At 72.5% G+C, this 19,562-nt stretch carries 18 protein-coding genes and 1 pseudogene; 11 read left to right on the top strand and 8 right to left on the bottom strand.

From position 1 onward, the window contains the following. Positions 1 to 181 precede the first annotated feature (181 nt). Positions 182 to 1,144, top strand: a complete 963-nt coding sequence (locus SSPS47_RS08380; RefSeq protein ID WP_164249911.1) for a Gfo/Idh/MocA family oxidoreductase — start codon at positions 182 to 184, stop codon at positions 1,142 to 1,144. Positions 1,145 to 1,174: 30 nt separating this feature from the next. Here the strand turns inward: SSPS47_RS08380 and SSPS47_RS08375 are convergent, their stop codons facing one another. Next, on the bottom strand, positions 1,175 to 1,321 hold the full coding sequence (locus SSPS47_RS08375; RefSeq protein ID WP_164247412.1) for a hypothetical protein: 147 nt from the start codon (positions 1,319 to 1,321) through the stop codon (positions 1,175 to 1,177). 119 nt (positions 1,322 to 1,440) lie between these two features. Between SSPS47_RS08375 and SSPS47_RS08370 the strand changes: the two genes are divergently transcribed. After that, positions 1,441 to 1,728 carry a hypothetical protein gene (locus tag SSPS47_RS08370; protein WP_147872689.1) on the top strand — a complete coding sequence of 96 codons (288 nt, stop codon included), beginning with the start codon at positions 1,441 to 1,443 and terminating at the stop codon, positions 1,726 to 1,728. A 257-nt stretch (positions 1,729 to 1,985) separates the two neighbouring features. Next, complete coding sequence (locus SSPS47_RS08365) at positions 1,986 to 2,909, top strand: AEC family transporter (RefSeq protein WP_164249909.1); 924 nt, start codon at positions 1,986 to 1,988, stop codon at positions 2,907 to 2,909. On the opposite strand, the gene SSPS47_RS08360 is transcribed toward SSPS47_RS08365, so the two are convergent. Next, positions 2,890 to 3,465: a GNAT family N-acetyltransferase gene (locus SSPS47_RS08360; RefSeq protein ID WP_164249907.1), complete on the bottom strand. Its 576-nt coding sequence runs from the start codon at positions 3,463 to 3,465 to the stop codon at positions 2,890 to 2,892. The genes SSPS47_RS08365 and SSPS47_RS08360 overlap by 20 nt on opposite strands. Before the next feature lie 214 nt (positions 3,466 to 3,679). Then, positions 3,680 to 3,943: a hypothetical protein gene (locus tag SSPS47_RS08355; protein ID WP_164249905.1), complete on the bottom strand. Its 264-nt coding sequence runs from the start codon at positions 3,941 to 3,943 to the stop codon at positions 3,680 to 3,682. Positions 3,944 to 3,962: 19 nt separating this feature from the next. Here SSPS47_RS08355 and SSPS47_RS08350 point away from each other — a divergent pair, with 19 nt between their 5' ends. Next, positions 3,963 to 5,273 carry an ABC transporter permease gene (locus SSPS47_RS08350; protein ID WP_164249903.1) on the top strand — a complete coding sequence of 437 codons (1,311 nt, stop codon included), beginning with the start codon at positions 3,963 to 3,965 and terminating at the stop codon, positions 5,271 to 5,273. An 87-nt stretch (positions 5,274 to 5,360) separates the two neighbouring features. After that, positions 5,361 to 5,459: pseudogene (locus tag SSPS47_RS35250) on the top strand (AraC family transcriptional regulator); the annotation flags it as partial. Positions 5,460 to 5,471: 12 nt separating this feature from the next. Here SSPS47_RS35250 and SSPS47_RS08345 read toward each other — a convergent pair. Together SSPS47_RS08345 and SSPS47_RS08340 are read right to left on the bottom strand one after the other, a co-directional pair. Further along, entirely contained in the window at positions 5,472 to 6,359 is an 888-nt protein-coding gene (locus SSPS47_RS08345) for a universal stress protein (RefSeq protein WP_239064809.1), read from the bottom strand. Beyond that, entirely contained in the window at positions 6,356 to 7,255 is a 900-nt protein-coding gene (locus SSPS47_RS08340; RefSeq protein ID WP_164249901.1) for a universal stress protein, read from the bottom strand. Before SSPS47_RS08340 ends, SSPS47_RS08345 begins: the two co-directional genes overlap by 4 nt. 262 nt (positions 7,256 to 7,517) lie before the next feature. On the opposite strand from SSPS47_RS08340, the gene SSPS47_RS08335 reads away from it, so the two are divergent. From SSPS47_RS08335 to SSPS47_RS08320, 4 genes are all read left to right on the top strand, one after another. After that, the gene (locus SSPS47_RS08335) at positions 7,518 to 8,390 is read left to right on the top strand and encodes a universal stress protein (RefSeq protein WP_164249899.1); all 873 of its coding nucleotides are present in this window, start codon (positions 7,518 to 7,520) and stop codon (positions 8,388 to 8,390) included. Between the two features lie 99 nt (positions 8,391 to 8,489). Beyond that, the gene (locus tag SSPS47_RS08330; RefSeq protein ID WP_164249897.1) at positions 8,490 to 9,191 is read left to right on the top strand and encodes a pyridoxamine 5'-phosphate oxidase family protein; all 702 of its coding nucleotides are present in this window, start codon (positions 8,490 to 8,492) and stop codon (positions 9,189 to 9,191) included. Between the two features lie 203 nt (positions 9,192 to 9,394). After that, a complete protein-coding gene (locus tag SSPS47_RS08325) occupies positions 9,395 to 11,113 on the top strand; it encodes a GAF domain-containing protein (RefSeq protein ID WP_164249895.1) in 1,719 nt (572 codons plus the stop codon). A 195-nt stretch (positions 11,114 to 11,308) separates the two neighbouring features. Continuing rightward, positions 11,309 to 11,767, top strand: a complete 459-nt coding sequence (locus tag SSPS47_RS08320; protein WP_164249892.1) for a cyclic nucleotide-binding domain-containing protein — start codon at positions 11,309 to 11,311, stop codon at positions 11,765 to 11,767. 33 nt (positions 11,768 to 11,800) lie between these two features. On the opposite strand, the gene SSPS47_RS08315 is transcribed toward SSPS47_RS08320, so the two are convergent. Next, a complete protein-coding gene (locus tag SSPS47_RS08315) occupies positions 11,801 to 12,526 on the bottom strand; it encodes a response regulator transcription factor (RefSeq protein ID WP_147872658.1) in 726 nt (241 codons plus the stop codon). Between the two features lie 239 nt (positions 12,527 to 12,765). Between SSPS47_RS08315 and SSPS47_RS08310 the strand changes: the two genes are divergently transcribed. Together SSPS47_RS08310 and SSPS47_RS08305 are read left to right on the top strand one after the other, a co-directional pair. Beyond that, positions 12,766 to 15,228 carry a phosphoketolase family protein gene (locus SSPS47_RS08310; RefSeq protein ID WP_164249890.1) on the top strand — a complete coding sequence of 821 codons (2,463 nt, stop codon included), beginning with the start codon at positions 12,766 to 12,768 and terminating at the stop codon, positions 15,226 to 15,228. Next, entirely contained in the window at positions 15,225 to 17,774 is a 2,550-nt protein-coding gene (locus SSPS47_RS08305; RefSeq protein WP_164249888.1) for a glycoside hydrolase family 65 protein, read from the top strand. The genes SSPS47_RS08310 and SSPS47_RS08305 overlap by 4 nt, the downstream gene beginning before the upstream one ends. On the opposite strand, the gene SSPS47_RS08300 is transcribed toward SSPS47_RS08305, so the two are convergent. Beyond that, positions 17,743 to 18,771 carry a zinc-dependent alcohol dehydrogenase family protein gene (locus SSPS47_RS08300; protein WP_164249886.1) on the bottom strand — a complete coding sequence of 343 codons (1,029 nt, stop codon included), beginning with the start codon at positions 18,769 to 18,771 and terminating at the stop codon, positions 17,743 to 17,745. The genes SSPS47_RS08305 and SSPS47_RS08300 overlap by 32 nt on opposite strands. Before the next feature lie 48 nt (positions 18,772 to 18,819). Next, positions 18,820 to 19,506, bottom strand: a complete 687-nt coding sequence (locus tag SSPS47_RS08295; RefSeq protein WP_164249884.1) for a CBS domain-containing protein — start codon at positions 19,504 to 19,506, stop codon at positions 18,820 to 18,822. Positions 19,507 to 19,562 lie beyond the last annotated feature (56 nt).

Here is a 19,562-nt window from a genome sequence, read left to right as displayed (position 1 = left end):
CGAAGCCGGCCGGGGCATGGGGGCGCGATCAGCGAAATTATTGCTTCAGAGGCAAGTCCCGGAAGTCGCACCGGAGGCCCGCGGCCGGCCCTCGAAACGTAGCACCGGGGGTCCGGTACGGCGCCACCCAATTCCCGGTCCGCCCTGGGCCGGGGCGGGTGCGGACGGCACACTGATCCGTATGAGCCAGCTACGCATCGCACTCCTCGGCACCGGCCCCTGGGCCGAGCGCACGCACGCCCCCGCCATCGCGGCGCATCCGGACGTCGTGTTCAGCGGCGTCTGGGGGCGGCGCCCGGAAGCCGCCGCCGCGCTCGCCGCCGCCCACGGCACCAAGGCGTACGCCGGCGGTGGTGAGAGCGACGGTGACGGTGAAGGCGGCGCGGGTGGCGCGGGCGGTCCGGAAGGGCTCGACGCGCTGCTCGCCGTGAGCGACGCGGTCGCCTTCGCCCTGCCGCCCGACGTCCAGGCCCCGCTCGCCGCCCGCGCGGCGGCGGCCGGCTGCCACCTCCTCATGGACAAGCCGGTCGCGACGACCGTGCCCGGCGCGCGCGCCGTCGCGGACGCCGCCGAACGGGCCGGTGTCGCCTCACTCGTCTTCTGCACGCTCCGCTTCGCCCCCGGGAGCGCGGAGTGGGTCGAGGAACAGGCCGGGGTGGGCGGCTGGTTCACGGCACGCGCCCACTGGCTCGGCGCGCTGTACGGGGCGGGCGACAAGAGCCCGTACGCCGACTCGCCCTGGCGCCGGGAGAAGGGCGGCCTGTGGGACGTGGGCCCGCACGCGCTCTCCGCGCTGCTGCCGATCCTGGGCGACGTGACGGGTGTGACGGCCGTACGGGCCGAGCCCGACCTCACGCATCTCGTGCTCACGCACACGTCGGGCGTGACGAGTTCGGCCGTGCTGAGTCTGAGCGCCCCGGAGAAGGGTGCGGGCGCCGGGCTCGAACTGCGGGGCGAGCACGGGACGGCGGTACTCCCCGAGGGCTGGGGCGACCCGGCGGACATCTTCGGTACGGCGATCGACGCGCTGCTCACGGCGGCGCGCACGGGCCGACCGCACGCGTGCGACGTGCGGTTCGGCCTGCGCCTGACGGAGATCCTCGCGGAGGCGGAGGGGCTGATCGGTCGCGGGACCACCGGCTGACGTCCGTGGGCCGATGTCCGCGGACCGATCTCAGCCCACGCGTTCGATCCGGGCGTTGCGGATCAGGAACTTGCCCGGCTCACGGACCTGTTCGCTTCCGCTCAAGCGTCCCGACAGCGACTTCCCAGACACCGGGACCAGTTCGCCCTCCGGCTCCGTACCTCCCCTGCGGGACATCGCGGGCGACTGCGGCCGAGTCTTCCTCAAACACCGTCTGGCCAGGGGCGATTGTCAGTGGGGGGAGGTAGAATTGTGAGTGTTCGTGAGGGTTCCACCACCGTGCCGGGAGGTCGCCGATGGCCGTTGCCACAATCACGACGAAGCTCTTCGACATCACACAGCCAGCCGCCAGGACCGTGCAGCGCAAGCCACTGCCCGCGGGACAGCCCCGTGAGTGGTACGAGACCCACAACCGCCGCCTCAAGGCCATGCGCCTCGCCATCGCCCTGCTCGACTCGGGGGTGTACCACCCGGCGAACGCGACCAACCGGAAGATCCGTGCGACGGCGTCGCTGACGGGCATCCATCCGCCGTCGGACACGACGTGCCGCATGGTGCGTGCCCTGATCCGCTACGGGCGCTGAAGGGGCCGACCGCGCCGACGGGCGGGGGGCGGTGAGATAGCGAAGCCCCGGTACGGGACCGGTGGAGGCACCTGTCCGGTACCGGGGTTCCGTGTGTCCGGGGGCGGGCCGGCGGGGGCGGGTGCCCGCTCGGCCGACGTGTCCGGCATGCTGAGGCCGGTGACCTCCTCCGAAGCCGGGCACATACACATACACGTGCACACACGCCGGTCGCCCGCGACAGAGCCGCCGCGACCGCCGACCCGTGCGCGGACGCGATGAACGCCGTCCTCTTCGGCTTCCTGCCCATCTGGGTGATCACCGGCCTCGGATGGCTGGCCGCGCGCCACGACGTCCTCGGGGACCAGGCCCAGCACGTCCTCGGCCGCTTCGCCTTCACCTTCGCCATGCCGGCACTGCTGTTCCTGGCGATGGCCGGAGCCGACGTGACCGCCCTGCTGAACGTCGGCGTCCTCGTCTTCGCCATCAGCCTGATCGTCGTTTTCGCCGCCGGACTCCTGGTCAGCCGCTGGATGTTCCGGCGCGGCCAGGCCGAACAGGCCATCGGCGCGATGGCGGCCGGTTACGTCAACTCAGCCAACCTCGGTATCCCGGTGGCCGTACACGTCCTGGGCGACACCTCCTTCGTCATCACCGTGGCCCTCTTCCAGATGCTCTTCATCGCGCCGGTGGTGCTCGTTCTCCTCGATCTGGACGTACGGCGCGAGACCGGCGGACGTGTCGCCCGGATGCTCCAACTGCCCTTCCGGAACCCGATCATCGCGGCCTCCCTCGCCGGAGTGGCCGTGTCGGCCCTCGGCCGGCCCCTGCCCGCCGAGGTGACCGCACCGCTCGAACTGCTCGGCGACGCCGCCGTCCCGGCCGCCCTCTTCGCGCTCGGCATGTCCCTCAACACCCGGGTGCGCGCGGACTCCTCCGCACGCGCCGAACGTGCCCTGCTGGTCGCCCTCAAGATCGTGGCCCAGCCGCTGCTCGCCTACGCCGTCGGCCACTGGCTGTTCGGACTGAGCGGCCACACCCTGTTCGCCGTCGTGATCTGCGCGGGACTGCCGACGGCGCAGAACGCCTTCATCTTCGCTTCCGAGTACCGGCTGAACACCGACCTCGCCAGGGACACCGTCATCCTGTCCACGCTCTGCTCGATGCTGTCCCTGACAGTGATCACCTGGCTCCTCGTCTGACCCACCGCACCTCGCCGTCGTGCCACTCGTCGGTGGGCTCCAGACCCGCGGCGCGGGCGACGGCCCTCGACGCCGCGTGCTCGGGGTGGACATGGGCGGCGATGTCGCGCACCGGGCGCCGGACGAGCCAGCCGACCAGCCCGCGCGCCGCCTCGCTCGCGATGCCCCGCCCCTGGAAGGCGCTCCCCACCACCCAGGCGATCTCCGCGACGAGCCACGAGCCGGGCCCGCTCTCCCCGGGAACCGCCGGGCTGATCGTCGCCTGGACCGTTCCCGTCAACGGCCCCTGTCCCGGGCCCTCTTCGCCTTCCCCGTCCTCTTCGCCCTCCCGGAGCCGGATGACCCAGTTGCACCAGGACTCGGCCGGATCGGCAGGTCCGGCCGCCATGCGCGCGTAGCGCGAGCGCAACTCGTCGGCGGTCGCGGGCGCACCCCCGATGTAGGTGTGCAGCGCCGGGTCGGACAGCACATCCGCCATCTCCCGCGCGTGCTCCACCCGCTGCGGCACCAGCACCAGCCGCTCCGTCCGGATGACTTCCGCCTCGACGCCGCTCATCGTCCGGTCCGCCGTGACCCCCGGTGCCCCACGGCACGGATCGGCTCCGACCGCCCGCCGCCGGGCGATGCCCGCACGCCCGACCGCTCCACACAACGCTCCCGCCCCAGTTTCTCCATGTGACTCATGGTGACACCGGCCACCGACAACCGGCCACTGACCTGGCGCATCAGGCGCCCGGGGCGGGCCGCGCGCCCTCAACTCCCCGGCCATGTCAGAGGCAGGTGCCACAATTTCCGTCATGTCTCTCGCCGACCTCACTTTCGACCGCTGGCGCGCCCTGGACCGGGACGCCGCGCACCGCCTCGCGCTCGAAGCCGCGCGGTCGGCGGACGGGCGGCTGGTGGAGTTCGACGCCGGGCCCCATCCGCGTGGTGTCCCGCACCGCGCGGTGATCGAGCGCGGTCGCCGAGTCGCGCAGCGAGCCGCGCCACCCCTCCCGCCTGCGGACCCGCGCCGGTCTGCTGCTCGTCGTCACCGCGACGACCCTCTCGGTGGTGCCGCTGCTCGCCCGGACCGCGCTCGGAGCGACCGCCACCTCCATCGCCGGCATTCTCGCGGCGATCGGCCTCGCCCTGGCCGGCCCCGCCCTGATCCGGCGCGTCAGTGACACGCTCTCCCGGCGGCTGCCGGCCGGTGCCTCGCCCGCCACCTGGCTGGCGATGTCCAACGTCCGCGGTTACGCGATCCGTATCGCCGGGGTCGTCAGCACGCTCGCCATGGCCGTCGTCCTCACCCTGACCTACACCCTCGCCCAGACCACCGTGCTGACCGCCACCACCGACGACGTGGGCGCCGGCACCCTGGCCCGGGAACGGCTGACCGCGCCCGGCCTCGGCGGGCTGCCCGAGGGCACGCTCGCCGCCGTACGGGAGACCGCCGGCGTACGGGGGGCGGCTCCCGTCACGAGCACCACCGTCCTGTGGCCGTACGAGCAACTGGGCGACCGGGTGGTCGAGTCGGCGTCCGCGATGATCCTCACCCCCGACGCGCCGGACGTGCTCGACCTGGACGTACGCTCCGGCAGCCTGGCCCGTCTCACCGGCGACACGGTCGCGGTCGGCGGCGACGTGGCACGCTCGCGCGGCGCCTCCGTCGGGCAGCGGATCCGGCTGATCCTCGGCGACGGCACGCACGTCACCCCACGGGTCGTCGCCGTCTACGGCCGAGACCTCGGCTTCGGCCCGGTCGTCCTCTCGCGCGATCTCGCGATGGAACACACCACCACGCGCCTCGACCAGAGCATCCTCATCCGCACCGACACCGCCGGCGCCTCGCCCCCCTCCGGTGCCTCGGGCGCCTCCGATGCCGCCGGGGCGACGCGCGAGCGCCTCGCCGCCCTCGTCTCGGCCCGCCCCGGCCTGGCTCTCTCGCCCGCCGACACCACCGGCGCCGGCCTCGACGACGCTCCGCCCGAGGTCTGGATCAACCTCGCCACCATCGTCGTCCTCCTCGGCTACCTCCTCCTGAGCATCGCCAACAGACTCACCGCCACCACCGCCCAGCGCCGTACCGAGATCGCCACTCTGCGGCTCAACGGCACGACCCCGCGCCAGATTCGCGCCATGATGCGCCGCGAAGCGGCCCTGATCGCGGCCGCCGCACTCACCGCCGGACTCGCGGTCTCCGTGATCCCACTCGCGCTGCTCGGCGTCGGCTTCCTCGGCCGCCCCTGGCCGGCGGGACCGGTCTGGCTGCTCCCGGCAGTCGCGCTCACGATCGTGACCATCTCCTTCCTCACGATCGAACTCCCCACCCGCCGGGCACTGCGCACGGCACCGGCCGAAGCGCTCGCCAACCGCGAATAGCGGGTGGGGGAGGGGCCGCCGCAGTGACGGCATGCGATCTCCCGGCCGGTCCGCCGGCGCCGGCTCATGTGCGGGCGGGGTCCGCGGATGACCACGGAGACCAGATCGCTGCCGGCGCTCGCGCCGGGCGGGACGGACACGACGTTCGTCACAGCGGGTTACGACGAGGTCGTCGCTCACGACACGACGTCTTCCGCCTCATCGAGGCGACGCCGGGAACATGGGCCCCGGCTCCTGTCGCTGTGGGACCACGGCCACCGGAGCGCAACAGCGGTGCAGGACTGCGTGGTTCAGGTGTCCGATACGGATGACGCCCCGCCGGTGATGGCGTGCCCCGAGGCCGAGCACCACGAGTGCCGCCCCGGTACCGGCGTCCGCCAACTCCCGGGCGGGTCTGCCGTTCGCGGAGTGCTCCCGGACGGCGACGTCCGGGTAGCGCTCGAACCACGGCGCCAGAGCGTTCTGAAGCATCTCTTCGTCCCGCGCCGGGGGACGGTGCCGGCCGTGAATCACATCGAGCCGTGCCGAGCGAAGTGACGCCGCTTCGAAGGCGAACGTGAGCGCCTCCTCGTTCGGACGGCCGAGATCGACGCCGACCACCACCGGGCCGACGGCCACCGGGCCGGGATTGTCGTTGCCCGGTGTCTGCTCGCCGCGCTCCACCGCCCGACGACCGGAACCGACAAGCACGACGGGCCGCTCGGTGACCGACACGGTGGCGGAGGCCACCGACCCTCCGAGGAATCCGGTGCGTCCGCCCAGCCCTCCGACACCGATGGCCAGCAGTTGGCTCTCCGAGGCGGCGCGGCGCAGCATCTCCGGCGGCGGCCCGGTCAACCGCTGCGTCCTGATGTCGAGTTGGGGGTAGGAGCGGTGGATCTCGGCTGCCGTCTCCACCGGGACCCGGCGGGACCACTGCTCGGCCATCTCGTTGGAGCCGAGCGACGCCCGCGAGTAGGGCTGCCATTCCCACGCGCTGACCAGCCACAGGGGCGCGTCCCTGAGCGACGCCTCGTGCGCACCCCACCAGGCGGCGCCGACGCTCCCCACCGTGTTGTTCATGCCGGCCGTCACGGGACGTGTCATACCGCGCCTCCCTGCTCCCGCTCCGGGACGATCGCGACGGGACAGGGCGCGTAGTGCAGCATCGCGTGATCGACCTGCCCGAGCTGAAGGCCGAAGGCCCCGTGCCGCCGGCGGGCACCGACGACGATCAGATCCGCGGGGGCCGCCGTCTCCAGCAGCGTCTGGTGGGCCGTGCCCCGCACGACCTTCCGACGGACGGTCACCTCGGCGAGGCCCTCACCCACAGCGAGGGCGGTGTCCACGTACCGGCCCGCCTGTCGCCGACGAGCCGTCAACTGATCACTGTCGGAGGGCGAATGGGGCACGGTCGGATGACGGGGGCCGTGCCAGGCGCGTACGGCGACGAGTTCGCACCCCCTCGACCGCGCCGCACGCAACGCGAAGCGCGCCGTGGCGCCGCTCGCGGCGGTGTCCCCGACCCCGAGAACGACGTGCCCGTCGCCGGGCCGCGACGGCTGCCGCGCGTCCGGCCCCCGGCCGCGGACCACGACGGCCGGGCAGCGCGCCCGCGCGGCGACGGACAGACTCACGGAGCCCAGCAGCATGCCGGCGACCGGGCCGTGTCCCCGGGAGCCCAGCACGAGCAGAGCGGCGTCGTCCGCCTCCTCCAGAAGCGCCGTCACGGGCTCCTCGGGCCGGATGTCGGTGGTCACCTCCACCTCGGCGGACAGACTCCGCGCGCGCTCCTGCGACATGGCGACCAGAGTCTCGGCGTACACCTGCTCGGACGGACGGTCCGCGGCGAGCCCCGACCGTACTCCCTCGTAGTGCTCCCAGACGGACGCGTGGACGATTCTCAGCGGCAGGCCGCGGCCCGCCGCTTCGGCCACCGCCCAGTCCAGCGCGCGGAGGCTGCCCTGCGATCCGTCGACTCCCGCGACCACCGGAACCTCCATCACTCCCACGACCTCTCGCCCGGTGTTCCGGTGTTCCGGTGGTGCTCCGCATCGGTTCCTCCAGCGTGGCGGCGCGACGGAGCTCGGGGCAGGGGCCGACCGTCCCCTTCCCGGAGCCATGTCGCCCCCTTGCGGCGGACGCCCCCAGGGCCTGTCGTCGCCCGATAGGGCTGAGTGGCACCTGCTGCGCACCGCCCACCGGAGTCACGCTTGACGGTGCGGGCCCCCTCCCCGGCGGCCCGCACCCTGGAAGGGGGCCGTCATGAACCGTGTCGTCACCGTCGGTCTCGACGGCACGCCCGAATCCCTCACCGCCGCCCGCTGGGCCGCGCGGGAGGCGGAACTGCGCGGGGTGACCCTGCGGATGATGCACGCGTGGGTGCTGCTCTCCGAGGAGTGGGACCAGCCGCCCGCGGTGGAGGACGACCCGAACTACTGGCCGAAGTGGATCGTCGAGCAGGCGCGCGGAAGCGTCGGGTCGCTCCACCCCGGCCTGCCCGTCGTCGAGGACCTGGTGGCGGAGGATCCGGTGGACGCGCTGCTGGCGGCGGCGGAGGAATCGGAGCTGCTGGTGCTCGGCTCGCGGGACATGGCACCTCTGGCGAGCTACTTCCTCGGCGACGTCGGACTGCACATCATGGTGCGGGCGCGGGCCCCGACCGTGTTCGTGCGGGAGCGTGACGACTCCGTACCGGCGGCCGACGAGGGCGACGTGGCGGTGGCCCTGGGTCTGCACGGCCCGTGCGACGAACTGCTGGAGTTCGCGTTCACCACCGCGGCCCGGCGCGGTGCGACGCTGCGCGCCGTGCACGGCAGGAACCTGCCCGCCTCCGCCTACACACGGGGCGGCGTCGTCGCCGACCCGTACCTCCCCGGCGTCGTCATCAGGGGCGCCCAACGGGAACTGGCCGACACCCTGCGCCCCTGGCGCGAGAAGTACCCCGACGTGCGGGTGGTCGACACCGTGCGGGCCGAGAGCCCGGCGAGGGCCCTCGTACGGGGAGCGGCGGGCGCCGGCCTCCTCGTCGTCGGCCGCCGGGAGAGACACCCGAGGACCGCGGTACGCGTGGGCAATGTCCTGGGGGCGGCCGTGCACCACGCACCGTGCCCGGTCGCGATCGTCCCGCACGGCTGACACCCCGTACCCGGGAAGACGCGGACGGTGACGGAGAGACGGAGACGGAGACGAGAGCGCATGCCAGGGCGAAGGCGCGAGCGGGAGGAGGCGACCGGGATGACCGGCACGCGGGAGGACCATGGTTTCCGGCCCGACGCCCCCGTACCGCATCGGTCCGATCTCGGCCGGCGGGTGGCGGCCCGGCGCCAGGAGATGGGGCTGACGCGTGAGGACGTCGCGGTGCGGGCGGGCTCGGCCCCCGGCTACATCCAGTACCTGGAGGAGTGGGCGGCGGCGCCCGGGACCGGCTTCCTGCTGCGTCTGGCCGACGCACTGGAGACCACGGTCACGGAGCTGGTCGGCGGGACGGCCGATCTTCCGCCGGGCCTGGGGGCGGCGGGGAGGAATTCGGAGCTGACCGTGCTGGACGAGCGGGAGTGCCGACGGCTCCTGTCCACCCACGGGGTGGGAAGAGTGGCCGTGACCCAGCACGGTGCGCCCGCGGTGTATCCCGTGAACTACACGGTCGACGGCGATCTGGTGGCCTTCAGGACATCACCGGAAGCGGCGCCGGCGGCGGCCCGGGACCAGGAGGTCGCGTTCGAGGTGGACCACATCGACGAGGCGTTCAGCCAGGGCTGGAGCGTCCTCGTCATCGGTGACGGCCGCGCGGTGACCGATCCCGATCTCGTACTGCGCCTGGAAGAACGGGCTCATACGACGCCGTGGGCCGGCGGCGACCGCGGCCTGTGGATCGGGGTCACTCCGACCGAGATCACCGGGCGCCGGATCCGGCAGCGGCAGAACCGGCGCCCGTGACGTCCGCGCCCCAGGCCGGAAGCGGCCCGCCTGCCTGAGCTTCCTGCTGCCTGCCCCGGTCTCTGCCTGTCACCGCATCCCGGGACGCCGCCTCGCCCACCCGGCGGGGGCGGCGTCCCGGGATGCGGTGACGGACGCAGTCGCTACCGTGGAATTGCGGCCTCGTGGAGGCCCGACGGCAGGACTGCCCCGACGGAGGACTCGTGGGCGACGGCACGGGCACGGACGGCGACGACGTCCCGGAACGGCAGGACGTGCTGCCCGCCGAGTTGCGGGCGCAGCTCGGCGCCGTACAGCACGGCAATCCCGAATCGGTGCAGAGCCTGCTCCAGGCCGTGCTCTCCGTCGGACGGGAGCTGGACCTCCCTCAGGTGCTGCGGCGCATCGTGGAGGCCGCGGTGGTGCTGGTGGACGCCGAGTACGGAGCCCTGGGCGTCGTGGAGGAGGACACGCGCCTCTCCCAGTTCCTGACGGTCGGCGTCGACCCGGACAGGGCAGCCGCCATCGGACACCTTCCCGAAGGACACGGCATCCTGGGTGAACTCATCCGCCACCCACGGCCGTTGCGTCTGTCGGACCTGACGAGTCATCCGGCGTCCTACGGGTTTCCGCCGAACCATCCGCCCATGCACTCGTTCCTCGGTGTGCCGATCAGGGTCCGCGACAACGTGTTCGGAAACCTCTACCTGACCGAGAAGCGCGGCGGCGGAGACTTCGACGACGACGACGAGACCGTCCTGTCCGCTCTCGCCGTGGCGGCCGGGCTGGCGATCGAGAACGCACGGCTCTACGAGACCGCGCGGGACAGACAGAGCTGGCTGCGGGCCAACGCCGAAGTGGTGGCCGATCTGCTGTCCGGAGCGGACGAGACACAGGTGCTGCGGCTGATCGTCGACCAGGCGCGCCACATCCTCTCCGCCGACCTCGGGGTGCTGGCCCTCCCCGGCAGGGACGGCACGTCGCTGCGTGTCGCTCTCGCCGCCGGAGTCGACGCCGACGCCCACCAAGGTCTGCTGCTGCCCCGGCACGGTTCGTTCGTCGGCGCCGCTCTGCACGCCGGAGAGCCGCTCATCAGCGCCGATGTGGAGCACGACACCCGGATTACCGCGGGACCGCCGCGCTGGGGCGGTCTGGGACCGGCCGTCGCGGTGCCGATGATCGCCAGCGAGGAGGCGCGGGGTGTCCTGCTGCTGGTCAGGCTCCGCTCCGGCGCGCTGTTCACACAGGCCGAGACGGCGCCCCTCCAGACGTTCGCCGCGCAGGCGGCACTGGCCATGGAGCTCGCCGAGCGTCGGCGCGCCGCCGAGCAGATGACCGTGCTGGAGGACCGGGACCGGATCGCCCGGGATCTGCACGATCTGGCGATCCAGCGGCTGTTCGCCACGGGGATGACCCTCCAGAGCGTCGTCCGGTTCGTCGAGCACCCCGGTGCGCAGGAGCGGCTGCTGCGGGCCGTGGACGACCTCGACGAGACCATCAAGATCATTCGCTCGACGATCTTCGGACTGCGGGTCCGTGAGGCCGGGCGTGCCAACCGCGGGCTGCGGGGGCGCGTCACCGACACGGTCCAGCAGGCGGTGCGCCCGCTCGGCTTCACGCCGTCCCTGCGCATGGAGGGCCTGCTCGACACGGATGTTCCTCCGGAGGCCGCCGAGCACGCCGTCGCCGTACTCGCGGAGGCGCTCAGCAACGTCGCGCGGCACGCGCGGGCCGCCTCCGCGTCGGTGTCGCTGGTGGTCCGCGGCGGCGTCCTGACGCTGACGGTGTCGGACGACGGGGTGGGCATCGGGGCGGAGAGCCGGAGGAGCGGGCTGACGAACCTCGAAAAGCGGGCGCACGGGCTGGGCGGCACCATGACGCTCGACGCACCGGGCGACGGGGGGACGCGGCTCGTATGGACGGTGCCGGTCGTCGCGCGGTGATCATGTCCTGTGGTGGTCACCTCCCGCGCTGATCCCGCCCCCCCGTCCCCCACGACGGCGAACGGGCCGTTCGGGCCCGCCCCCGATGCCGGACGGCCCCTGCCCGTGCCCGGCCACGGCAGGCAGTCTTGGATATCAAGACCCGTCCGGCGTGGTGGTGGGACCGTCGCCGGAGCGGCCCCGGGAGGTACGGCCATGACCACGACCCTGATGAACGCTCTGCCCGGCCAGGGACGGGAGCGTCTGATGAAATGCTCGCGTCCGGTGTCCTTCGCGGCGGGCACCCGGATCTTCGAGGACCGGGGCCCGGCGGACCGGTTCTGGGTCATCCGCACGGGCGCCGTCAATCTCGATCTGCACGGTCCCGGCCAGAACGCGGGCACGCTGGAGATGCTGGGCCACGGTGACCTGCTGGGATGGTCGTGGCTGGTACCGCCGTACACCTGGCGGCTGGGTGCCGAGGCGTTCAGCATGGTCCGGGCCGACGAGTTCGACGCCCGCGCCGTACGCGCCCTGTGCGACGAGGACCCCGTCCTCGGTCTGGAGCTGACCCGCCGGGTGCTGGAAGTGGTGGCGGACCGGTTGCAGGCGACCCGGGTACGTCTGCTGGGTGTGTACGCGCACGGCAACGAGAGCGCGCTGCCGGTCGAGTGACGTCCCGCGGCACGCGCCGTGTATTCCCGCTGATCAGCGTCCCCCGCCCGCGAGCCCGTCGGGCCGGCCGACATGACCCTCCGCGTGGGAGGCCGCCTGCGTGGCGAGAACGGCGGCCTGGATGCGCCGCTCGACGCCGAGCTTGGCCAGCAGCCGCGAGATGTGGTTCTTGACGGTCTTCTCGGACAGATAGAGGCGTCCGCCGATCTCACGGTTGGTGAGTCCTTCGCCGATCAGTACGAGGATCTCCCGCTCACGGGGGGAGAGCTGCGACAGGGCGTCCTGCTCGGACGCCGTCCCGTCCTCCTCGCCGCGAAGACTCTTCATCAGCCGGGTCGTGGTCGCCGGGTCGAGCATGGACTGGCCGGAGGCGACCGTCCGTACGGCCGCGACCAGGTCCGACCCCTTGATCTCCTTCAGCACGTACCCCGCGGCCCCGGCCATGATCGCGTCGAGGAGCGCGTCGTCGTCGTCGAACGACGTCAGCATCAGACACGCGAGGTGGGGCATCAGGGAGCGCAGCTCGCGGCAGACGGTGATTCCGTCACCGTCCGGAATCCGTACGTCGAGCACGGCGACATCCGGGCGCAGGGCCGGGCCCCGGGCCAGCGTATGGGCGGCCGTGCCCGTGTCGCCGACCACCTCGATGTCGGGCTCCGCGTCGAGAAGGTCCTGTACGCCGCGCCGTACGACCTCATGGTCGTCGAGCAGGAAAACCCGGATCGGGTTCGACGGCGAGAACTCCCGCACCTCGCTCATTTCGGCCCTTCCGCCGGTCGTGGACCAATCCCCGATCCCATCGTGGCCCACCTTCCGGAACCGGGCCAGGGCCGAACGGGCCCATGCGCCGGCCGGAGGACTCCGGCTCTCCCTCCGGGGTACACGCCTCGTCCGGCCTCCCACGCGCGGACAGGGCCTCGTCGGTGCGTTGGCCGTAAACGCCCGTCGGGGGGACGCTGGAACACGGCGCCCGGCTCCACGACGACCCGGAGGAACCGATGCGAGACGCGAGTACGTCGGTGCACGACCCGGCCACCGATTCGGCCAGCGGCCCCGTGACGGGCCGGGGCACCGGCCCGGTGACCGACGAGGAACTGGCGAACCTGGTGGCGCACTGGCGCGCCGCCAACTATCTGGCGGTCGGCCAGATCTACCTCATGGGCAATCCGCTCCTCGACGAACCGCTGCGCCCGGAGCACATCAAGCCCCGACTCCTCGGCCACTGGGGCACCTCTCCAGGACTCAACCTGGTCCACACCCACCTCAACCGCGTGATCAAGGCCCGGAACCGTGACGCCCTGTGCGTCTGGGGGCCGGGCCACGGCGGCCCCGCGGTGCTGGCCAACTCCTGGCTGGAGGGAAGCTACTCCGAGACGTACCCCGACATCGGGCGTGACACGGACGGCATGGCCCGCCTCTTCCGTCAGTTCTCCTTCCCCGGCGGGGTACCCAGCCACGTGGCACCCGAGACGCCCGGATCGATCCACGAGGGCGGAGAACTCGGCTACTCCCTCTCCCACGCCTACGGCGCCGCCTTCGACAATCCCGGTCTTCTGGTCGGATGCGTCATCGGCGACGGCGAGGCGGAAACCGGCCCCCTGGCGGCGTCGTGGCACTCCAACAAGTTCCTCGACCCGGTCCGCGACGGCGCCGTTCTCCCGATCCTCCACCTCAACGGCTACAAGATCGCCAATCCGACGGTGCTCGCCCGCATCCCCGAGCAGGAGCTGGACGACCTGCTGCGCGGCTACGGTCACGAGGTACTGCACGTCACGGGAGACGATCCGTACGCCGTGCACCGCGCCATGGCCGAGGCCATGGACACCGCGCTGGACACGATCGCCCTCATCCAGCGCACCGCACGGGAGGACGGAGTCACCGAACGCCCCCGCTGGCCGGTGATCGTCCTGCGCACACCCAAGGGCTGGACCGGACCGGCCACGGTGGACGGGCTGCCGGTCGAGGGCACCTGGCGCTCCCATCAGGTGCCGCTGCCCGCCGTACGCGAGAACCCCGACCATCTGCGGCAGTTGGAGGCGTGGCTGCGCTCCTACCGGCCGGAGGAGCTCTTCGACCGTGACGGCCGTCCGCTCCCGGAGGTGCTGGCCTGCGTCCCCGAGGGCGCGCGCCGGCTCGGCGCGACCCCGTACGCCAACGGCGGTCTGCTGCTGCGGGAGCTGCCCGTCCCGGCCCTGGAGCCGTACGCCGTGCAGGTCGACCGTCCCGGCGCGTCCCTGCACGAACCGACGCAGGTGCTGGGCGACCTGCTCGAATCGGTCATGGAGGCCACCACCGAGCGCCGTGACTTCCGCGTCGTCGGTCCGGACGAGACCGCGTCCAACCGGCTCCAGTCGCTGTACGGAGCCACGGGAAAGGCGTGGCAGGCCACGGCACTGCCGGTGGACGAGCACCTCGACCGGCACGGCCGCGTCATGGAGATCCTCTCCGAACACACCTGCCAGGGCTGGCTGGAGGGTTACCTCCTCACCGGGCGCCACGGGTTCTTCTCCTGCTACGAGGCCTTCGTGCACATCGTGGACTCGATGGTCAACCAGCACATCAAGTGGCTGAAGGTGTCCCGCGCCCTGCCCTGGCGCCGGCCGATCGCCTCCCTCAACTACCTGCTCACCTCGCACGTCTGGCGCCAGGACCACAACGGCTTCTCCCACCAGGACCCCGGCTTCGTCGACCACGTGCTGAACAAGAGCCCCGAAGTCGTACGGGTCTATCTGCCGCCGGACACCAACACCCTGCTCTCCGTCGCCGAGCACGTCCTGCACAGCCGCGACTACGTCAACGTCGTCGTCGCCGGCAAGCAGCCCACCTTCGACTGGCTCACCCTGGACGAGGCACGCGCGCACTGCGCACGCGGCGCGGGCGTCTGGGACTGGGCCGGCACCGAACGGGAGGGGGACGAGCCCGATGTGGTGCTCGCCTGTGCCGGAGACGTACCGACCCAGGAGGTGCTCGCCGCCGCCCAGCTGATCCGTCACCACCTTCCCCGACTCGCGCTCCGTGTGGTCAACGTGGTCGATCTGGCCCGGCTGCTTCCCGAGACGGAACATCCGCACGGACTGTCCGACAGCCAGTACGACGCCCTGTTCACCCGCGACCGGCCGGTGATCTTCGCGTACCACGGCTATCCGTGGCTGATCCACCGGCTCGCCTACCGCCGTAACGGCCACCCGAATCTGCACGTACGCGGCTACCGGGAGACCGGCACCACCACGACCCCGTTCGACATGGTGGTGCTCAACAACATGGACCGGTACCAGCTCGTCATGGACGTCATCGACCGTGTCCCCGGGCTCGCGGTCCGGGCCACGCGGGCGCGACAGGCCATGGAGGACGCCCGACTCCGCCACCACACCTGGATCCGGGAGCACGGGACCGACCTTCCCGAGGTGGCCGACTGGACCTGGCACCCCGTCACCCACGGCGGCGACGGGCCCCTGCGTTGAGCACCGCGCGGACGGACGGTGGCCGGACCGCGCATGCCTGGACATGGACGTACGAGGGATACGACCCGGAGCGCGAACGCCTGCGTGAAGCCCTGTGCACCCTGGGCAACGGCTACTTCGCCACCCGCGGAGCGGCGTCCGAGACGTCCGAGGGCCCCTCGCACCGGCCGGGCACCTACGCGGCGGGCGTCCACAACCGGTTGACGTCCACCGTCGCGGGACGCCGGGTCGAGAACGAGGACATGGTCAACCTGCCGGACTGGCTGCCGCTGCGCTACCGCGTACGAGTCGAAGGGGCGTGCCCCGGGCCGTGGTTGTCGCCCGACGGTCCCGAGCTGATCGAGCACGGGCAGACGCTGGACCTCCGGCACGGCACACTCACGCGGCGGTCGCTCTACACGGTGGCGGGGGAGCGCGGCGCGGGCCGGCTGCGCGTGGAGCAGCACCGGCTGGTTCATATGGGCGAGCCGCATCTGGCCGCGCAGCGGACCTCGTTCACCGCCGAGGGCTGGACGGGCGAGGTGGAGGTCGAGTCGGCGATCGACGGCGACGTACGGAACGAGGGGGTCGACCGCTACGCGGACCTCGCGAACCGGCATCTGACCCGGTGGAGCACGGGCGACGGCGCCGATGCCGGAGCCGGCACGGTGTGGCTGTGCTGCCACACGCTCGACTCCCACATCCGTATCGCGCTGGCCGCACGGACCCGGGTGGCCGGCCGCCGCGGCGCCGCGCCCCGTCGTAACACCGCGCCCCGTACGCGCCTCACCGACCGGCGGGCCGTGCAGATCCTGACGGTCCCCGTGGAGAGCGGCGAGTCGGTGGCCGTCGACAAGACGGTGGCGCTCCACACCTCGCGCGATCCGGCGACAAGCGGTCCCCTCACGGCCGCGACCGAAGCCGTACGGCGCGCGCCGGGCTTTCCCCGTCTGCTCGCCTCGCACCACCGCGCCTGGCGGCAGATCTGGCGGCGGGCGGCCCTCGACGTGCCGGGGGAGGCGGGCGTGATCCTGCGTCTGCACCTGTTCCACGTACTCCAGACGCTCTCCCCGCACACCGTGGACCTGGATGTCGGGGTACCCGCGAGGGGCCTGCACGGCGAGGCGTACCGCGGTCATGTCTTCTGGGACGAACTGTTCGTCCTGCCCTATCTGAACCTGCACTTCCCGGAGGTCTCCCGCGCGCTGCTCGGCTACCGGTACCGGCGGCTGCCCGCGGCATGCCGCGCCGCGCGGGACGTGGGACGCGCGGGGGCGATGTACCCCTGGCAGAGCGGGAGCGACGGGCGCGAGGAGTCGCAGGAGCTCCATCTCAATCCGCGCTCGGGCCGCTGGCTGCCGGACCACTCCCGCCTCCAGCACCACGTCGGATCGGCGATCGCGTACAACGTGTGGCAGTACGCGCAGGCCAGCGGCGACACGGCGTTCCTGTACGGCGAGGGCGCGGAGATCCTCATCCAGGTCGCCCGCTTCTGGGCGGACTCGGCGGTCTGGGACCCCTCGCTGGAGCGGTATCGCGTCCGGGGTGTCGTCGGTCCCGACGAGTACCACGACGCCTACCCGGACGCCCCGGCGCCGGGACTCGACGACAACGCGTACACGAACGTCACCGCGGCGTGGGTACTGACCCGCGCTCTGGAACTCAGCCGCGCCCTGCCGCCCTCGCGAGGACAGGAGCTCTTCGAGCGCCTTCGGCTGGCTCCGGCCGAGCACGACCGCTGGGACGACATCGCACACCGCCTCCATGTGCCGTACCACGGTGGCGTCATCAGCCAGTTCGAGGGATACGGGGACCTCGCCGAACTCGACTGGGACCGGTACCGCGACCAGTACGGCGACATCCGCCGGCTGGACCGCATCCTGGAGGCCGAGGGGGACTCGGTCAACCGGTACAAGGCGTCGAAACAGGCGGACGTGCTGATGCTCGGCCATCTCTTCCCCCCGCGGGAACTCGCGGATCTCTTCCGGCAGCTCGGCCACCGGCTCGACGACGAGTCGTGGCGCGCCACGATCGACTACTACCTGCCACGCACCAGCCACGGATCGACGCTCAGCGCTCTGGTCAGCGCGTGGGTGCTGGCCAGGGCGCGCAGGGACGAGGCATGGGCGTACGCCGAGGAGGCCCTCATCGGGGACGTCGCGGACATCCAGGGCGGCACCACGGCCGAGGGCATCCATCTGGGCGCGATGGCGGGCACCCTGGATTTCGTACAGCGCTGTCTGACCGGTCTGGAGGCCCGCGACGACGGGCTGTGGCTCGACCCCGCGCCGCTGCCCCAGCTGTCGAAGTTCCGGGTCGGCGTCCGCTACCGCGACCACTGGGACGTGGACCTGCGGATCCGGGCGCAGCGGGTACGGGTGGGCGTACCGGGATCGGCGGAGGGTCCCGTACGCGTCGTGCTCGGCGACCGCGAATCGGCCGTCCCGCCCGGCACCGCCCGCTGGCTCGATCTGCCGGGGCCCGATCCGCACGGGCTCGATCCGCGCGCCGGCCCGGTCAGTCGGGTCAGTCGGGTCAGTCGGGCACGAGGACGGCGGCGCCGTTGACCCGGTCGCCGGCGAGATCGGCGAGCGCCCGGTCCGCCCGGCCCAACGGATACGGACTCACGGTGACCTGGATACCGATCCGTTCGGCGAGGGCGAGGAAGTCGCGTCCGTCCTGGCGGGTGTTGGAGGTGACGCTGCGCAGGTCACGCTCCTGGAAGAGATGGCGCCGGTAGTTCAGCGAGGGGATGTCGGAGAGGTGGATGCCGGCGACGGCGAGCGTGCCGGACCGGTCCAGCGCCTCCAGTGCCACCGGCACCAGGTCGCCCACGGGAGCGAACAGGACGGCCGAGTCGAGTGGTTCGGGCGGCCGGTCGTACGCGCCGCCGGCCGAGGCGGCACCCAGGCTCAGGGCCAGTTCACGTGCCCGCGCCGATCTGGTCAGCACATGGACGGTGGCGCCCTCGGCCAGGGCGACCTGGGCCGCCAGATGGGCCGAGGCGCCGAAGCCGTAGATACCGAGCCGTCCGCCCACGGGCAGCGCGGAGCGGCGCAGCGCGCGGTAGCCGATGATCCCGGCGCACAGCAGGGGCGCGAGCGAGGCGGCGTCGTGGGTCTCCGGGAGCGGGTAGGCGAAGTCCGCCGGTACCAGCGTCAGATCGGCGAAGCCGCCGTCCTCGTCCCACCCCGTGTAGGTGGACCGGGGGCAGAGGTTCTCCCGCCCGGCCAGGCAGTAACGGCACCGCCCGCACGTGGAGCGCAGCCACGCACCGCCGGCCCGGTCGCCGGCCCGGAACGATGTCACGGCCTCGCCGACGGCGACGACGCGGCCGACGATCTCATGGCCGGGGACGGCCGCGGGCCGCCGGGGCTCCAGATCCCCCTCGGCCAGATGCAGATCCGTCCGGCACACGCCGCACGCCTCCACCCGCAGCACCAGGTCCCCGGGACCGGGGCCGGGCGACCGCCGCCGTACCCGGGTCAGGGGGTGGGTGCCGATCGGGCCGGGCCTCTCGACGGCCCAGCCGTGCGTGGTCCGCGCGGAGGCTGTGAACGTCATGCCTCCAGCGTGCGGCGGGTGCACGGCGGGGGCAAACGGATCAGGACATCAGGACCGCAGCTCCGAGGAGAAGCCATCCATCGCCGCGGCCCGCGGCCCCACCAGGTCGCACTCCACATCCACCACACCCTCCACCGCCCGCACCAGCCGGGCCGCCACCGGCACGAGCGCGGTGTCCCGAACCCTGCCGCTGAGCGTGACGACCCCGTCGGTGACCGTCACCCGCACGTTCTCGCGGGACACCAGGAAGAGACGCTCGACCACCTCGACGCGTACCTCCTCGGCGAGATCGGCGTCGGACCGCAGGAACACCTTGAGCAGATCGGACCGGCTGACGATCCCACGCAACATCCCGGAGCCGTCGACCACCGGAAGCCGCTTCAGCCTCCCCTGCGCCATGATCCGCGCGGCCTGAGCCAGCGTCGCGTCCTCGCGTACGGTGACGGCGGGCGCACTCATGAGCTCCCCGGCCGTCACGGCTCCGGCCTTCCGCAGATCATCGAGACGCCGCAGCTGCTCCAGCCGGCTGGGATCCGCGTCGCGGAACTCCTCCTTCCCGAGCAGATCGGCCTCGGACACCACCCCGGTGACCCGCCCGTCCCCCTCCAGAACCGGAACAGCGCTCACCTTCCACCGCCTCAAGGTCCCGACAATCTCCTTGAACCCGGCCCCGGGCCCGACCGCGACGACAGGATTGGTCATCACATCGGCGACAAGATGCGGCGCATGACGCATGATCCCTCCTCCAACGTGCCCCCTCCCCGTTCAAGTGTGCCGCCACCACCGGGCAC

The sequence above is a fragment of the Streptomyces sp. S4.7 genome, assembly GCF_010384365.1.
In the GTDB taxonomy this organism is placed as follows: Bacteria; Actinomycetota; Actinomycetes; order Streptomycetales; family Streptomycetaceae; genus Streptomyces.
The sequence above is the reverse complement of the archived record's forward strand: the minus strand, read 5'-3'. Positions and strand labels throughout refer to the sequence as shown.

Excerpts from the sequence above, each read along its gene's own strand:
- SSPS47_RS08380 (WP_164249911.1), top strand. The coding sequence starts at position 182 with ATGAGCCAGCTACGCATCGCACTCCTCGGCACCGGCCCCTGGGCCGAG.
- SSPS47_RS08375 (WP_164247412.1), bottom strand. The coding sequence starts at position 1,321 with ATGTCCCGCAGGGGAGGTACGGAGCCGGAGGGCGAACTGGTCCCGGTG.
- SSPS47_RS08370 (WP_147872689.1), top strand. The coding sequence starts at position 1,441 with ATGGCCGTTGCCACAATCACGACGAAGCTCTTCGACATCACACAGCCA.
- SSPS47_RS08365 (WP_164249909.1), top strand. The coding sequence starts at position 1,986 with ATGAACGCCGTCCTCTTCGGCTTCCTGCCCATCTGGGTGATCACCGGC.
- SSPS47_RS08360 (WP_164249907.1), bottom strand. The coding sequence starts at position 3,465 with ATGAGCGGCGTCGAGGCGGAAGTCATCCGGACGGAGCGGCTGGTGCTG.
- SSPS47_RS08345 (WP_239064809.1), bottom strand. The coding sequence starts at position 6,359 with ATGACACGTCCCGTGACGGCCGGCATGAACAACACGGTGGGGAGCGTC.
- SSPS47_RS08340 (WP_164249901.1), bottom strand. The coding sequence starts at position 7,255 with ATGGAGGTTCCGGTGGTCGCGGGAGTCGACGGATCGCAGGGCAGCCTC.
- SSPS47_RS08335 (WP_164249899.1), top strand. The coding sequence starts at position 7,518 with ATGAACCGTGTCGTCACCGTCGGTCTCGACGGCACGCCCGAATCCCTC.
- SSPS47_RS08330 (WP_164249897.1), top strand. The coding sequence starts at position 8,490 with ATGACCGGCACGCGGGAGGACCATGGTTTCCGGCCCGACGCCCCCGTA.
- SSPS47_RS08320 (WP_164249892.1), top strand. The coding sequence starts at position 11,309 with ATGACCACGACCCTGATGAACGCTCTGCCCGGCCAGGGACGGGAGCGT.
- SSPS47_RS08315 (WP_147872658.1), bottom strand. The coding sequence starts at position 12,526 with ATGAGCGAGGTGCGGGAGTTCTCGCCGTCGAACCCGATCCGGGTTTTC.
- SSPS47_RS08310 (WP_164249890.1), top strand. The coding sequence starts at position 12,766 with ATGCGAGACGCGAGTACGTCGGTGCACGACCCGGCCACCGATTCGGCC.
- SSPS47_RS08300 (WP_164249886.1), bottom strand. The coding sequence starts at position 18,771 with ATGACGTTCACAGCCTCCGCGCGGACCACGCACGGCTGGGCCGTCGAG.
- SSPS47_RS08295 (WP_164249884.1), bottom strand. The coding sequence starts at position 19,506 with ATGCGTCATGCGCCGCATCTTGTCGCCGATGTGATGACCAATCCTGTC.